The 12,648-nt window shown below is 63.7% G+C and carries 20 protein-coding genes; all 20 read right to left on the bottom strand.

Annotated elements, in window-relative coordinates; all coding sequences use genetic code 11:
- Positions 1 to 56: 56 nt before the first annotated feature.
- Entirely contained in the window at positions 57 to 446 is a 390-nt protein-coding gene (gene rpsK / locus JI59_RS15000) for a 30S ribosomal protein S11 (protein WP_007011846.1), read from the bottom strand.
- A gap of 60 nt (positions 447 to 506) precedes the next feature.
- The gene (rpsM, locus tag JI59_RS14995; protein WP_007011847.1) at positions 507 to 875 is read right to left on the bottom strand and encodes a 30S ribosomal protein S13; all 369 of its coding nucleotides are present in this window, start codon (positions 873 to 875) and stop codon (positions 507 to 509) included.
- Positions 876 to 1,189: 314 nt separating this feature from the next.
- A complete protein-coding gene (locus tag JI59_RS14985) occupies positions 1,190 to 1,849 on the bottom strand; it encodes an SRPBCC family protein (RefSeq protein ID WP_007011848.1) in 660 nt (219 codons plus the stop codon).
- A gap of 110 nt (positions 1,850 to 1,959) precedes the next feature.
- Positions 1,960 to 2,607, bottom strand: coding sequence for an adenylate kinase (locus JI59_RS14980; RefSeq protein WP_007011849.1), 648 nt, complete (start codon positions 2,605 to 2,607; stop codon positions 1,960 to 1,962).
- Positions 2,608 to 2,643: 36 nt separating this feature from the next.
- On the bottom strand, positions 2,644 to 4,011 hold the full coding sequence (gene secY / locus JI59_RS14975) for a preprotein translocase subunit SecY (RefSeq protein WP_007011850.1): 1,368 nt from the start codon (positions 4,009 to 4,011) through the stop codon (positions 2,644 to 2,646).
- 210 nt (positions 4,012 to 4,221) lie between these two features.
- Complete coding sequence (gene rplO, locus JI59_RS14970; protein WP_013832940.1) at positions 4,222 to 4,701, bottom strand: 50S ribosomal protein L15; 480 nt, start codon at positions 4,699 to 4,701, stop codon at positions 4,222 to 4,224.
- 137 nt (positions 4,702 to 4,838) lie between these two features.
- Complete coding sequence (locus JI59_RS14965) at positions 4,839 to 6,062, bottom strand: hypothetical protein (RefSeq protein ID WP_007011852.1); 1,224 nt, start codon at positions 6,060 to 6,062, stop codon at positions 4,839 to 4,841.
- Between the two features lie 115 nt (positions 6,063 to 6,177).
- Positions 6,178 to 7,638 (bottom strand): hypothetical protein, encoded by a 1,461-nt coding sequence (locus JI59_RS14960; RefSeq protein WP_007011853.1) that lies wholly within the window; start codon positions 7,636 to 7,638, stop codon positions 6,178 to 6,180.
- Between the two features lie 212 nt (positions 7,639 to 7,850).
- Positions 7,851 to 8,027, bottom strand: coding sequence for a 50S ribosomal protein L30 (gene rpmD, locus JI59_RS14955; protein ID WP_007011854.1), 177 nt, complete (start codon positions 8,025 to 8,027; stop codon positions 7,851 to 7,853).
- A 6-nt stretch (positions 8,028 to 8,033) separates the two neighbouring features.
- On the bottom strand, positions 8,034 to 8,750 hold the full coding sequence (rpsE, locus tag JI59_RS14950) for a 30S ribosomal protein S5 (RefSeq protein WP_007011855.1): 717 nt from the start codon (positions 8,748 to 8,750) through the stop codon (positions 8,034 to 8,036).
- 2 nt (positions 8,751 to 8,752) lie between these two features.
- Positions 8,753 to 9,091 (bottom strand): 50S ribosomal protein L18, encoded by a 339-nt coding sequence (rplR, locus tag JI59_RS14945; RefSeq protein WP_007011856.1) that lies wholly within the window; start codon positions 9,089 to 9,091, stop codon positions 8,753 to 8,755.
- Entirely contained in the window at positions 9,091 to 9,624 is a 534-nt protein-coding gene (rplF, locus tag JI59_RS14940; RefSeq protein WP_007011857.1) for a 50S ribosomal protein L6, read from the bottom strand. Before rplF ends, rplR begins: the two co-directional genes overlap by 1 nt.
- Positions 9,624 to 10,019: a 30S ribosomal protein S8 gene (gene rpsH / locus JI59_RS14935; RefSeq protein ID WP_013832934.1), complete on the bottom strand. Its 396-nt coding sequence runs from the start codon at positions 10,017 to 10,019 to the stop codon at positions 9,624 to 9,626. Before rpsH ends, rplF begins: the two co-directional genes overlap by 1 nt.
- 14 nt (positions 10,020 to 10,033) lie before the next feature.
- Positions 10,034 to 10,339 (bottom strand): 30S ribosomal protein S14, encoded by a 306-nt coding sequence (gene rpsN, locus JI59_RS14930; protein WP_007011859.1) that lies wholly within the window; start codon positions 10,337 to 10,339, stop codon positions 10,034 to 10,036.
- 29 nt (positions 10,340 to 10,368) lie between these two features.
- Positions 10,369 to 10,950 carry a 50S ribosomal protein L5 gene (gene rplE / locus JI59_RS14925; RefSeq protein ID WP_013832933.1) on the bottom strand — a complete coding sequence of 194 codons (582 nt, stop codon included), beginning with the start codon at positions 10,948 to 10,950 and terminating at the stop codon, positions 10,369 to 10,371.
- Positions 10,943 to 11,260, bottom strand: coding sequence for a 50S ribosomal protein L24 (rplX, locus tag JI59_RS14920; protein ID WP_007011861.1), 318 nt, complete (start codon positions 11,258 to 11,260; stop codon positions 10,943 to 10,945). The genes rplE and rplX overlap by 8 nt, the downstream gene beginning before the upstream one ends.
- The gene (gene rplN, locus JI59_RS14915) at positions 11,260 to 11,628 is read right to left on the bottom strand and encodes a 50S ribosomal protein L14 (protein WP_007011862.1); all 369 of its coding nucleotides are present in this window, start codon (positions 11,626 to 11,628) and stop codon (positions 11,260 to 11,262) included. Before rplN ends, rplX begins: the two co-directional genes overlap by 1 nt.
- A 72-nt stretch (positions 11,629 to 11,700) precedes the next feature.
- The gene (rpsQ, locus tag JI59_RS14910; protein ID WP_007011863.1) at positions 11,701 to 11,988 is read right to left on the bottom strand and encodes a 30S ribosomal protein S17; all 288 of its coding nucleotides are present in this window, start codon (positions 11,986 to 11,988) and stop codon (positions 11,701 to 11,703) included.
- Positions 11,989 to 12,000: 12 nt separating this feature from the next.
- Entirely contained in the window at positions 12,001 to 12,201 is a 201-nt protein-coding gene (gene rpmC / locus JI59_RS14905; RefSeq protein ID WP_007011864.1) for a 50S ribosomal protein L29, read from the bottom strand.
- On the bottom strand, positions 12,201 to 12,638 hold the full coding sequence (gene rplP, locus JI59_RS14900; protein WP_007011865.1) for a 50S ribosomal protein L16: 438 nt from the start codon (positions 12,636 to 12,638) through the stop codon (positions 12,201 to 12,203). Before rplP ends, rpmC begins: the two co-directional genes overlap by 1 nt.
- Positions 12,639 to 12,648: the final 10 nt, after the last annotated feature.

Here is a 12,648-nt window from a genome sequence, read left to right as displayed (position 1 = left end):
GCCTGGGACGATCCGAAGGCCGGGCAACGACCGGTTCGTTGCCCGGAATAACTCGATCAGACGCGGCGGCGCTTCGAGGGGCGGACACCGTTGTGCGGGATCGGTGTCACGTCGCGGATCGAGGTAATCGTGAAGCCGACGGCCTGCAGGGCGCGCAGGGCGCTCTCGCGGCCCGAGCCGGGACCCTTGACCTCGACCTCGAGGGTGCGCACGCCATGCTCGGCGGCCTTCTTGCCGGCGTCGTCGGCGGCGACCTGGGCGGCATAGGGAGTCGACTTGCGGCTGCCCTTGAAGCCCATCATGCCGGCCGAGGACCACGAAATCGCGTTGCCCTGGGCGTCGGTGATGGTCACCATGGTGTTGTTGAAGCTCGCATTGACGTGCGCAATGCCGCTCGTGATGTTCTTGCGTTCGCGGCGCTTAATGCGCTGGGGTTCGCGTGCCATGTCCGTGTATCCTGTCGATAAATCGCTGCGGAAACCGAGGGCCGAAACGGCCCGTCAGGCTTACTTCTTCTTGCCGGCGATCGGCTTGGCCTTACCCTTGCGGGTACGGGCGTTCGTGTGGGTGCGCTGGCCGCGAACGGGCAGACCCTTACGGTGACGCAGGCCGCGATAGCAGGCGAGGTCCATGAGGCGCTTGATGTTCATCGCGGTTTCGCGACGAAGGTCACCCTCGACCAGGTGGTCGGCGTCGATGGTTTCACGGATCTGGAGCACTTCGGCGTCCGAGAGGTCCTGAACACGACGGGTGTGATCGATGCCGAGCTTGTCGGCGATCTCAACGGCCTTGGTACGACCGATACCGTGGATATACGTGAGCGCGATGATAACGCGCTTGTTGGTGGGGATATTTACCCCGGCAATACGAGCCACTTAAATCTCCATGCTCCACAGAAGACGCTTGGGCGCCCTCCATCTCAACGCTTGCCATCCGAATTCCGAAGAAATGGCAAAAGCCCAGAAGGCGCGCCACACGGTGCCTTTGACACCTGCGACCTGAGCCATCCGGACTACCGTGGTTTTCGAATGAAGGGCGCGCTTAAAACGATTCGCAGCACCTGTCAACGTCCAGCGGACGAGAAACGGCGCCGTATCCGCCATTGCCTGGCGGCCAGCGCTCAACCTGTGTTCACTTCGTACCGTATCCATGGCGCGCAGTCAAAATATGCCAAAACACACCCCCTCGCTCAACGACCGATAATTTCGTCGCCAGTCGATGCAGGCGGTGTCGGCGGACCGGCCTTTTCGGCTGTCGGCGCGCCTTCCGGCGCGTCGTCGGGCAACGGGAAAGCAGCGGAAAACGGGCTGCCCAGCTTGTCCGCAAGGCTTGCCAGCTGCGCACCGAGCATCCCGTCGACCGCGGGTGCGAGCTTGTCCATCGGCTTGCGCAGGAAACCGCCCACGACATATTCGAGCAGGACCTGCGTGCCCTCCTTGCCCGGCTTGATCTCGATCGTCAGCGTGCCGTTCGCGGCATCGGCCTGCAAGGGCCCCAGCGCGCCGACCATGCGCAGCGCGCGCCCGTTCTCGATATAGACCACCCGCATATGCTCGACGCTGCCGCGCGGCGCGGCATTGGGCGACTTGGGATTGCGCAGCACTTCGCAGAAGCACCCGCCCGCCTTCGCCTCGATCGAAAGATTGGCCGCATCGCCCGACCATGTATGCGAGGATTCCCACCACTTGGCGGGATCGAGAATCATGTCCCAGGTCTTGGCCGGACCGGCCGACACCTCGACGAGATGGCGCACCACGAAACCGCGCTCCGATACTTCCGCCACTTTCGCCCAAGCCGGTACGGCGCTCCCGAAGAGAGCCAGGGCAAGAGCGAATGCAGCGGATTTCATCGGAGCGGTTCTCCTGGAAGGTTTCCGGCCTTTCTCCGCGCAGGCGGCGGAGGCGGCCCCGGGTGAGAGGCGGAGCCGCAAGGCCCCTGCCCTTCACCCGTCAGGCACGATCAGGAACCGAGGACGGCCTCGATCGCTGCGGTCACGTCGTCCATGTCCGCCATGCCGTCAGTCTTCGCAACGATCCCGCGCGATTCGTAGATCGGCAGGATCGGCGCGGTCTTGGCCCGGTACTCGGCCATGCGCGTGCGCACGGTCTCGGCATTGTCGTCGGGACGGCGCTTGAACTCGGTTCCGCCGCACTTGTCGCAGGTTCCCGGAACCTTGGGCTGCTCGAACTTGTCGTGGTAACCCTTGCCGCAGGTGGCGCAGGTGAAGCGACCGGTGATGCGCTCGACCAGCGCGTCCTCGTCAACCACCAGCTCGATCACGTGATCCAGCTTGCGACCGCGCTGCGCCAGGATCGCATCGAGCGATTCGGCCTGCGCCGCGGTGCGGGGATAGCCGTCGAAGATGGCGCCCGCATCGGGGCCCATCGCATCCAGTTCGTCACCGATCAGCGCCGAAACAATGGCGTCCGAGACCAGCTCGCCGCGTTCCATGACAGCCTTGGCTTCGAGACCGGTCGGGGTCTCCGCCTTCACTGCCGCACGCAACATGTCACCGGTCGAAAGCTGGCGCATGCCGTGCCGCTCGACGAGACGCTGTGCCTGGGTGCCCTTACCCGCTCCCGGCGGACCCAGCAGAATGATATTCACGCCTTACCCCTCAGTTATATGTCCGGCGCTCGCCCCTTAACGGATGCGGCCTTTCAGTTTCGCCTTCTTGATCAGGTCGCCGTACTGGTGCGCCAGCAGGTGAGACTGGATCTGGGTGATCGTATCGACCGTCACGTTGACGACGATCAGCAGACTCGTGCCACCCATGAAGAGCAGCGGCAAGCCGGTCATCGACAGGAAGTACTCAGGTACCGTGCAGACGATGGTCAGGTAGATCGCACCGATCACCGTTACGCGCGTCAGCACGTAGTCGAGATAGGTCGCGGTATTCTTGCCCGGACGGATGCCCGGGATGAAGCCGCCGTTCTTCTTCAGGTTCTCGGCAGTCTCTTCCGGATTGAAGACGACAGCGGTGTAGAAGAACGAGAAGAACACGATGCCGGCTGCGTAGAGCAGCATGTAGAGCGGCTTGCCGTGGCCCAGGTACTGGTTCAGCGTGACCACGATCTGGCCCATCGTCGATTCCGGCGAAAGCGAATTGCCGGCGAACTGGGTGATCGTGAGCGGCAGCAGCAGCAGCGAGCTGGCGAAGATCGGCGGGATCACGCCCGCGGTGTTGATCTTGAGCGGCAGGTGACTGCGGTCGGCCTGCATCATGCCGCGCTGCGTGGCGCGCTTGGGATACTGGATCAGCAGGCGGCGCTGTGCGCGCTCCATGAAACAGATCATCAGGATCATCGCGATGATGAGGACGATCAGCGCCATGATCAGGAACGAACCGGTGTCGCCCGCACTGTAGGCCTGGCCCAGGTTGCTGGCGAAAGTCGGCATCTGCGCGACAATGCCGGCCATGATGATCAGCGATACGCCGTTGCCGATGCCGCGCGAAGTGATCTGCTCACCCAGCCACAGCAGGAACATCGTGCCGCCCACCAGCGAGATGACCGCGCCGATGCGGAACATGAAGCCCGGATCGACGACCGCTTGCAGGCCGCTCGACGCGCCATAGGCCTCGAGGCTGACAGCCAGGAAGTAGCCCTGGATCGCGCACAGGCCGACGGTGCCGAAGCGGGTGTACTGGTTCAGCTTCTTGCGGCCGGCCTCGCCTTCCTTCTTCAGCGCGATCAGCGCCGGATGGAGCGAAGCGGCCAGCTGCACCACGATCGAGGCGGTGATGTAAGGCATCACGCCGAGCGCGATCAGGCTCATGCGCGAAAGCGAACCGCCCGAGAAGGTGTTGAACAGGTCGAGAATGCCGCCCTGCGTCTGGCTGTAGAGCGATTCGAGAATCAGCGGGTTCACACCCGGCAGCGGCACGAAGCTCAGGAAGCGGAAGACGATCAGCGCACCGATCGTGAACCAGATGCGGTTCTTGAGTTCGGTTGCCTTGGAGAAATTGGCAAGACTGAGCGAACTTGCGATGTTGTCGGCGCGAGATGCCATGACGTTAGGGATGCCTCGAAGAATCTTATCGGAGTCGCCCTTAGCGGCTGCATGCCGGCTTGTCGAACCCCGGGACAGGAACTCGTCATATAGTTCTCGAGGCGGGAGCGAAAACCCCTGTCTCGAAAAACCGTGGACTGAACAGCATGAGAGGGCGAAGCGCCTGGCGCCCGCCCTCTCCGGATCATCAGATCACTTTACCGCCTTGCCTCAGGCTTCGGCTGCTTCCTTGGCGGGAAGCACCACCGAACCACCGGCCTTTTCGACCGCGGCAACGGCGCCCTTCGAGGCACCGGCGACGTTGAATTCGACCTTGGCAGTCAGCTCGCCCTTGCCGAGCAGGCGGACGCCGTCCTTGCCACCGCGGGCCAGGCCAGCGGTCTTCAGGGCGGCGTGATCGACGGTGCCCGAAATGTCGAGCTTGCCGGCGTCGATCGCCTTCTGGACCATGCCCAGGTTCACTTCGGCAAAGTCCTTGGCGAACTTCTTGTTCGAGAAGCCGCGCTTCGGAAGACGCATGTGGAGCGGCATCTGGCCGCCCTCGAAGCCGTTGATCGAAACGCCCGAACGTGCCTTCGCACCCTTCTGGCCACGGCCACCGGTCTTGCCCTTGCCCGAGCCGATGCCACGGCCGATACGCATACGGCGATGACGGGCACCCGAGTTGTCGCGGATATCATTCAGTTTCATAGTCTGCACTCGCTTTCGCTTTAGGTCGCGCTTGATAGGAAGGCGGCCCCTTAGGGGATCGGGCGGCGAATGTCACCCCCCTTTCGCCCGCGCGCCCCTTTCACCGGGCCCCAGACACCCGGATCCGGGCATCGCCCCTAGCGCGAGCGCACCCCGACGATCAGCGAAGCCTCGCCATCGATCACGTTGCCGAAGACGCCGCGCGCCGGCTTCCAGTGCAGGACATCGAGGCCCAGCGCGCAGATCTTCTCGTCGTAGTCGGGATAGTCGGTCGAGGGCTCGATACGGCAGCCGGTCGATTCGCCATCGCTGTTCACCGTGAAATAGATCCGGTGCTTGGTGAGGTACCTGTTCTTGCTGAACTGCTCGGCGAAACTGTCGTTGAGCTGCGTCAGCCCGTGGTTGAACCGGTCGATATCGCCATCGGAAAGGCGCGGCAGTTCCTGCAGCGCGTTGAAATCGTCCTCGGTCACCAGCGGCTGCATGCGCCGCAGCATGCCCACCCATTGCTGCACGCGGGCCACCTGCATCGGCGAGCGGCGGTCGTAGATCGTCTGGCAGCGCGATCCGCCCGGGCTCGATTCGGCCCGCAGCAGCAGGTCGGAAGCGCCGCGGCGGCGATAGGCTATCGCCCAGGCGAGCGGCGTCATGCCGAACAGGTCGGGCGTGTTCACGTCGTACTGACCGGACCGCAACAGGCCGTCGAGGCGGCTGACCGAACCGCGCCGTGCCAGTTCGGCAAGGGTCGGCGCAGAGCGCACCGGTCCGAGATCGGCGAAACCGAATGCGTGATCGGAAGGCCCGGCGCCCTGTACCTGCAGCGTGCCGTCCTCGCCGAGTTCGACCTTGCCGTCGAACTTGCGGCAGATGTCCCCATAAGGGTAGCGCTCGTCAGCCAGGATCGCCGCGTTGTAGGCCCGCGCGAACGTCTCGGCGCGGGTCAGGTAGTCGATCTTTGGCTGGTCGGCGGGAACCCCGTCGATGAACGACACGGCGCGGATCGCGCGCGCGCTCAACCCGCCCATGATCCGGCACTGCGCGCCATAGACCGAAGTGGAGACGCCCTTTGCGGTAAGCGCCCCGGCCAGGCGGAAATCGCCGCGATCCAGAGCCTCGGCTGCCTGAGCGGCCGGATCGAGCGACTTGCCCTCCAGCAGCGCCTTGCGCAGGGCATCGTCCACCTTGCGCTGCATGCGCAGCAGTTCGGGATCGGACAGTTCGTCGATGCAGGCGCTTTCGCTGCCGATCGCTTCCAGCGCATTGGCGTCGCGGTTCTCTTCGCTGACCGGGCGCGTATCGCAGGCAGCCGTGCCAAGCAGCGTCAGGCAGAGAAGCGAAACGGCAAGAGAACGACTGGCCAAGGTATTCCTCGTCTGGAGATCCGGCCCGGTGCGGCGCCCGGGGCTTGCGAGCGCCCTTAGCACAGCGGGCGGACAGAGGAAGGTGTCACGAGAGGCAGGCCGGCGCGAACAGGCGCTATTTCGCCCTGCCCTGCCGATTGCAGTCCGCCCAGACGTCCATCTTGCTCGAGAGGAGCCACTCGGGCGTCTCCACGCGGGCAACGAGGCGGCAGTTGGCATGGATATAGGCGCGCACCGGCGCCAGCGTCTCCCAGTTGACCGGATCCTGCCGCGGCTTGGGTGCGAGCACGACGGTGCTGGGACGCTCGGCCAGGACCCGGCGCACTTCGCCTGCGGTGGAGAGGTGGCTGACGTCCTTCTCTATCGTCTGGGCAAGGTGATGCGGGAAGACCAGCGGGGTCACGAAGCGGTGCCCGGTCAGGTGATAGAGCTGGAAAGGCCCGTCGTAGACGAACAGCGGGCCGCCATCGTCATGCGCCCGCACGGCCTTGGCCAGTTGCGCCATCGCCGCGCGCGAGCGCCGGGCATGCTCGAAGTCCAGCACCGACGTTTCGCGAAATGCGAGGAAGCCCAGCACTACCATGGCGATGGGCCCGGCGATACGTCCCTGGAGCAGTCCCGCGCTGACGATGGTGAGCGGCACGAGGATCGGCAGGGCATAATGAACGTAGAAATTGGGAACCGAGAGCAGTCCCAAGGTCGCCGCCAGGAGCCAGAAAGCCATGAATTGGCGCTGCAGCGGAACCATCTTCGGAATGCCGAGCACGCCCATGACGAGAAACGGCGCAAGCCTGATGAACATGAGGATCGTGCGGATACCGGAGGCCAACCAGACTTTCGGCTTGGCCAGGTTCGATGTCACCATCGCGTGCCAGTAGATCGCCCAGTAGCCTTCCAGCCAGTACCAGGCCGAAATGGCCAGCATCGGCGCAGCTCCCAGCAGCGCCCACGATGCAATGATCGCGCAGACCCTGCGGCGCGGAAGCGGTGAGTGCCACAAGGTCCAGGCGCTATAGAGGCCGAGGAAGGCGCTCTCGAAGAAGCTGGTCTGCTTGACCGTGATCGCACATCCACCCAGCAGCATGGCTGCATAGACACGCCAACCCGGCTTTCCTTCGCGCAGGTCCGGCACCGCCTGCAGGACCAGCAGCGCCGCACTTCCCACGAAGAGGTTGTAGAAGATCGGACCCTGGCCGCCGAAGCCCTGCTCCTGCTCCAGCCACAACAGATAGGCGATTCCCGCAAGAAGACCGCCCTGCGCCCGGTTCCAGAAACTCGCGATCGAACCGATCACCCATGCCGTCGCCGCCGCGAAGACCGTTGCCACCAGCTGGTAGGCCAGCGGGGCATAGGAAATGAAGGCAATCAGGTAATAGAGAAAGAACAGCCCCCAGGGCTTGCGGTCCCAGACGTCGACATAGGGCACCGCATGCTGCTCGTGCATGGCGATGCCGACGGTCTGGTAGAACGTCTCGTCGACGTGGAGGTTGGGGTCGCCGAATGTGCTGGCGCGCAAGGCGAGTGCAACGAGCAGGAAGATGATCCCGTACCACGCCGGGAACCGTGCTTGCTTCATCTCGGCAAAAGCCCCCTGCCCTCATCGCCCGCTGCCCGATGCGCCATCGGCGAGCCGCCCCGAGGCGCAGTCCTAACCGGCAAGTCCGCGTAATTAAAGCGCGACGCGGCGAATCGCGCGACGGGCCAAGGAAAAAGGGCCCCGACGTTGCCGCCGGAGCCCTTTTCGAATGTCTCTCGACCGTTCTCCGCAAGGGAGAACCAACGAGCAGGTCAGTCGACCACGGCCACCATGTGGGGCAGCTTGGCAATCGCACCGCGAACTTCGGCGGTGTCCTCAATTTCGACGACCTTGTGCATCTTGCCGAGGCCAAGACCGATGAGGATCTTCTTCTGGCTCTCGGGGCGACGGATCGGCGAACCGATCTGCTTGATCTTGATCTTGGCCATGGTTGATTACTCCACGATGGCTTCGGCAGCGGCCTCGGCCTCTGCTTCGCTGGCACCGCCACGACCAAGGAGGTCGGCAACCTTCTTGCCACGACGCTGGGCAACCGACTTCGGCGAAGTCTGGTTGGTCAGCGCGTCGAAGGTGGCGCGGATCATGTTGTAGGGGTTCGACGTACCGACCGACTTGGTCACCACGTCAGCAACGCCCAGGCTCTCGAACACGGCGCGCATCGGACCGCCGGCGATGATGCCGGTACCGGCCGGGGCGGTACGCACGTTGACCTTGCCGGCACCGAAACGGCCCTTGCCGTCGTGGTGCAGGGTGCGGCCTTCCTTGAGCGGCACGCGGACCATCTTCTTCTTGGCAGAAGCAGTGGCCTTGGTGATCGCCTCGGGAACTTCGCGAGCCTTCGCGTGGCCGAAACCGACGCGGCCCTTGCCGTCGCCAACGACGACGAGAGCAGCGAAACCGAAGCGCTTGCCGCCCTTCACGGTCTTCGAAACGCGGTTGATGTGGACGAGCTTTTCAATCAGCTCCTCACCACCATCTTCCTCGTTGCGATTGCCGCGACGGTCGTCGCGACGGCCACGGCCGCCACGCTCGCCACGATCACCGCGACCACGGCCGCCACGACCGCGACCCTCACGGGCCTCCTGCGGCTCACCGCCCTGCGGGTGCTCAGCCGCAATCGGCTGTTCGGGGTTGGTGTTTTCGTCAGCCATGATCAGAACTCCAGCCCGCCTTCACGGGCGGCTTCGGCCAGCGCCTTGACGCGGCCATGGAACAGGAAACCGCCACGGTCGAACACGACGGAAGTCACGCCCGCCTTCTTGGCAGCCTCGGCGAGCTCCTTGCCGACGCGGGTAGCCGCGTCGACGTCGGTGCCCTTGCCGCCAAGGGTATTGGCGGCAGCCACGGTGCGGCCCTGCGCATCATCGATGATCTGCGCATAGATGTGACGGCCGGTGCGGTGAACCGAAAGACGCGGACGATCGCCGCCACGGGCACGCAGAGCGGTACGAACACGCCGGCGACGGCGTTCGAAAAGGGAAAGCTTTGCCATTACTTCTTCTTCCCTTCCTTGCGGAAGATGTACTCGCCGCGGTACTTGATGCCCTTGCCCTTGTAGGGTTCGGGCTTGCGCCAGCGACGAATTTCGGCAGCAACCTGGCCGACCTTCTGCTTGTCAATACCGGAGATCTCGACCGTGGTGTTGTCCGGGGTCTTGATCTCGATGCCTTCGGGCACGTCGATGTCGACGTCGTGCGAGAAGCCGAGCTGAAGCTTGAGCTTCTTGCCCTGGGCCTGCGCGCGGTAGCCGACGCCCTTGATCTCGAGGACCTTGGAGAAACCTTCGGTCACACCTTCGATCAGGTTGGCGACGAGCGTACGCTGCATGCCCCAGTGGCTGCGGGCCTGCTTCGTCTGGTTGATCGGCTTCACCGCAATGGTGCCCTCTTCAACCGTGTAGGTTACCTGGTCAGAAAGACCCATGGTCAGGGTGCCCTTGGGCCCCTTGACCGAGAGGATGCCGTTGTCGATCGCGGCGGTGACACCGCCGGGGATCGCAACCGCCTTCTTGCCGATGCGGCTCATCAGAACACCTCCGCCAGCACTTCGCCGCCGACGTTCTGCGAACGGGCTTCCGCGTCGGAAAGCACGCCCTTGGGCGTCGAGACGATGGTGATGCCAAGGCCGTTGCGCACGATCGGAAGTTCCTTGGAACCCGAATAGACGCGGCGACCAGGCTTGGAAACGCGCTGAACGTGCTTGATGGCGGGCTCGCCTTCAAAGTACTTCAGTTCGATGCGCAGCTGCGGGTGAGCGCCGGTGGCATCTTCGCTGTAGCCACGGATGTAGCCTTCGCGCTGGAGCACTTCGAGCACGCGTGCACGAAGCTTGGAGGCCGGCGACAGGACGGAGTCCTTCTTGGCGCGCTGGCCGTTGCGGATGCGGGTGAGCATATCACCCAGGGGATCGGTCATAGCCATTTTCTATATGCCCCTTACCAGCTCGACTTCGTCACGCCGGGGATCATGCCCTTGTTGGCAAGATCGCGCAGCTCGATGCGGCAGAGGCCGAACTTGCGGTAGTAACCGCGCGGACGGCCGGTCGTGGCGCAGCGGTTGCGAACCCGGGTCGGGTTGCCGTTGCGCGGGATCTCGGCCAGCTTCAGGCGGGCGATGAGACGCTCGGTTTCGTCGAGCGATTCATCGTCAGCGATCGCCTTGAGGCGCGCATACTTGCCTGCGTACTTCTTGACGAGCTTCTTGCGACGCTCGTTCTTGTTCACGGAACTCAGTTTCGCCATGGACTTAAGCTCTCTTCCTCAGCGGCGGCTCACGCCGCCTCCTTCTGTTCCTCGGCTTCGGCCGGGAACGGGAAACCGAACAGACGCAGCAGCTCGCGCGCCTCGTCGTCGGTCTTGGCGGTGGTGGTGACGATGATGTCCATGCCACGCACCTTCTCGATCTTGTCGTAGCTGATCTCCGGGAAGATGATCTGCTCCTTGAGACCCATCGCGTAGTTGCCGCGGCCGTCGAACGACTTCGGGTTGAGGCCACGGAAGTCACGGATTCGGGGCATCGCGATGGTGATCAGACGATCGAGGAACTCGTACATGCGTTCACGGCGCAGGGTAACCTTGCAACCGATCGGCATGCCTTCACGCAGCTTGAACTGCGCGATCGACTTGCGAGCCTTGGTGATCACGGGCTTCTGGCCGGCGATCGCTTCCATCTCGGCAGCGGCGGTCTGGACCTTCTTCTTGTCCTGGCTCGCCTCGCCCACGCCCATGTTGAGCGTGATCTTCTCGATCCTGGGCACTTCCATGACGTTCTTGTAACCGAACTTCTCGGTCATCGCCTTGACGATCTCGTCGTCGTAGCGCGAACGCATGCGCGGAGTGTACTTCTCAGCCATCGATGGTCTCCCCGGACTTCACGGCCACACGGACCTTCTTGCCGTCCTTGGTTTCGAAGCGAACGCGGGTCGGCTTGCCGTCCTTGTCGGCAACCGCGACCTTGCTGATCGCCATCGGAGCCGGCGTGCGCTCGATGCCACCCTGCGGGTTCATCTGCGTCGGCTTACGGTGCTTGGTGGCGACGTTGACGCCTTCGACCACGACCTTGCCGTCCTTCGGGAGAACCTGAAGCACGGTACCGGTGCGGCCCTTGTCCTTGCCGGACAGGACGACGACGCTGTCACCCTTCTTGATCTTCGCGGCAGCCATTACAGCACCTCCGGAGCGAGCGAGATGATCTTCATGAAGCCACGTCCGCGCAGTTCACGCACGACGGGGCCGAAGATACGGGTGCCGATCGGCTCCTCGTTCTTGTTGACGAGGACAGCGGCGTTGCTGTCGAAGCGGATAACGCTGCCGTCAGCGCGGCGCACGTCCTTCTTGGTGCGAACGATCACCGCACGGTGAACGTCGCCCTTCTTGACGCGAGCGCGGGGCTGCGCCTCCTTCACCGACACCACGATGATGTCGCCGACGCCGGCGAAGCGACGCTTTGACCCGCCCAGTACCTTGATGCACTGGACGCGCTTTGCGCCGCTGTTGTCCGCGACGTCGAGATTGGATTGCATCTGGATCATCGATCCGGTTCCTTCTCAACTGGCTTACTGGGACTTTGGCCGAAACCAGCCCAGCAGTTCCAAAAAAACGTCTTAGTTCGCTGCTTCGACGTCGAGGTTGGCCTCGACAGCAGTGCCCTTGCTTGCAGCGAGGCGATCCAGCACCTTCCAGGACTTGGTCTTGGAGATCGGCTTGGTTTCCTCGATGCGGACGCGCTCACCGGTACGGTAGGCGTTGTCCTCGTCGTGGGCATGGTACTTCTTCGAACGGCGGATGATCTTCCCGTACAACGGGTGCTTCACCTTACGCTCGACGAGCACGGTAACGGTCTTGTCGGTCTTGTCGGAAACGACGGTACCGATCAGAATACGCTTTGGCATCGTGTTTCCTCCTTACGCCTTCGCCGCACGCTCAGCCTGGAGCGTCTTGATGCGGGCGATGTCGCGACGGACTTCCTTGATGCGTGCCGGGCGCTCGAGCTGGCTCGTGGCGGCCTGGAAACGCAGGTTGAACTGTTCGCGCTTGAGGTCGACGAGTTCAGCGGTCAGCTGGTCGTCGGTCTTGGCGCGCAAGTCTTCAGTGCGGTTCGCCATTACTTGTCTCCACCCAAGTGCGAGGTGTCGCCGAGACGGGCAACGACCTTGGTCTTGATCGGCAGCTTCATCGCGGCGCGGCTGAACGCCTCCGCGGCGAGCGGGCCGGCAACGCCGTCCAGTTCGAACAGGATGCGACCCGGCTTGACGCGGGCTGCCCAGTATTCGACCGAACCCTTGCCCTTACCCTGACGGACTTCGGCAGGCTTCTTCGAAACCGGCACGTCCGGGAAGACGCGGATCCAGAGACGGCCCTGGCGCTTGATGTGACGCGTGATCGCGCGGCGAGCCGCTTCGATCTGGCGGGCGGTGATCCGCTCGGGCTCGAGGGCCTTGAGGCCGTACGAGCCGAAGTTCAGGTCGGTACCACCCTTGGCATTGCCATGGATCTTACCCTTGAACGCCTTGCGGAACTTGGTTTTCTTCGGTTGCAGCATGGTGCTTCTC

Origin of the sequence: Novosphingobium pentaromativorans US6-1, from assembly GCF_000767465.1 — a bacterium.
Lineage (GTDB): Bacteria > Pseudomonadota > Alphaproteobacteria > Sphingomonadales > Sphingomonadaceae > Novosphingobium > Novosphingobium pentaromativorans.
The sequence above is the reverse complement of the archived record's forward strand: the minus strand, read 5'-3'. Positions and strand labels throughout refer to the sequence as shown.

Excerpts from the sequence above, each read along its gene's own strand:
- rpsK (WP_007011846.1), bottom strand. The coding sequence starts at position 446 with ATGGCACGCGAACCCCAGCGCATTAAGCGCCGCGAACGCAAGAACATC.
- rplP (WP_007011865.1), bottom strand. The coding sequence starts at position 12,638 with ATGCTGCAACCGAAGAAAACCAAGTTCCGCAAGGCGTTCAAGGGTAAG.
- rpsH (WP_013832934.1), bottom strand. The coding sequence starts at position 10,019 with ATGGCTATGACCGATCCCCTGGGTGATATGCTCACCCGCATCCGCAAC.
- rplF (WP_007011857.1), bottom strand. The coding sequence starts at position 9,624 with ATGAGCCGCATCGGCAAGAAGGCGGTTGCGATCCCCGGCGGTGTCACC.
- rpsN (WP_007011859.1), bottom strand. The coding sequence starts at position 10,339 with ATGGCGAAACTGAGTTCCGTGAACAAGAACGAGCGTCGCAAGAAGCTC.
- rplN (WP_007011862.1), bottom strand. The coding sequence starts at position 11,628 with ATGATCCAGATGCAATCCAATCTCGACGTCGCGGACAACAGCGGCGCA.
- JI59_RS14960 (WP_007011853.1), bottom strand. The coding sequence starts at position 7,638 with ATGAAGCAAGCACGGTTCCCGGCGTGGTACGGGATCATCTTCCTGCTC.
- rpsE (WP_007011855.1), bottom strand. The coding sequence starts at position 8,750 with ATGGCTGACGAAAACACCAACCCCGAACAGCCGATTGCGGCTGAGCAC.
- rpsQ (WP_007011863.1), bottom strand. The coding sequence starts at position 11,988 with ATGCCAAAGCGTATTCTGATCGGTACCGTCGTTTCCGACAAGACCGAC.
- rplX (WP_007011861.1), bottom strand. The coding sequence starts at position 11,260 with ATGGCTGCCGCGAAGATCAAGAAGGGTGACAGCGTCGTCGTCCTGTCC.
- rplE (WP_013832933.1), bottom strand. The coding sequence starts at position 10,950 with ATGGCTGAGAAGTACACTCCGCGCATGCGTTCGCGCTACGACGACGAG.
- rpmC (WP_007011864.1), bottom strand. The coding sequence starts at position 12,201 with ATGGCGAACCGCACTGAAGACTTGCGCGCCAAGACCGACGACCAGCTG.
- rpmD (WP_007011854.1), bottom strand. The coding sequence starts at position 8,027 with ATGGCCAAGATCAAGATCAAGCAGATCGGTTCGCCGATCCGTCGCCCC.
- secY (WP_007011850.1), bottom strand. The coding sequence starts at position 4,011 with ATGGCATCTCGCGCCGACAACATCGCAAGTTCGCTCAGTCTTGCCAAT.
- rplO (WP_013832940.1), bottom strand. The coding sequence starts at position 4,701 with ATGAAACTGAATGATATCCGCGACAACTCGGGTGCCCGTCATCGCCGT.
- JI59_RS14985 (WP_007011848.1), bottom strand. The coding sequence starts at position 1,849 with ATGAAATCCGCTGCATTCGCTCTTGCCCTGGCTCTCTTCGGGAGCGCC.
- rplR (WP_007011856.1), bottom strand. The coding sequence starts at position 9,091 with ATGGCAAAGCTTTCCCTTTTCGAACGCCGTCGCCGGCGTGTTCGTACC.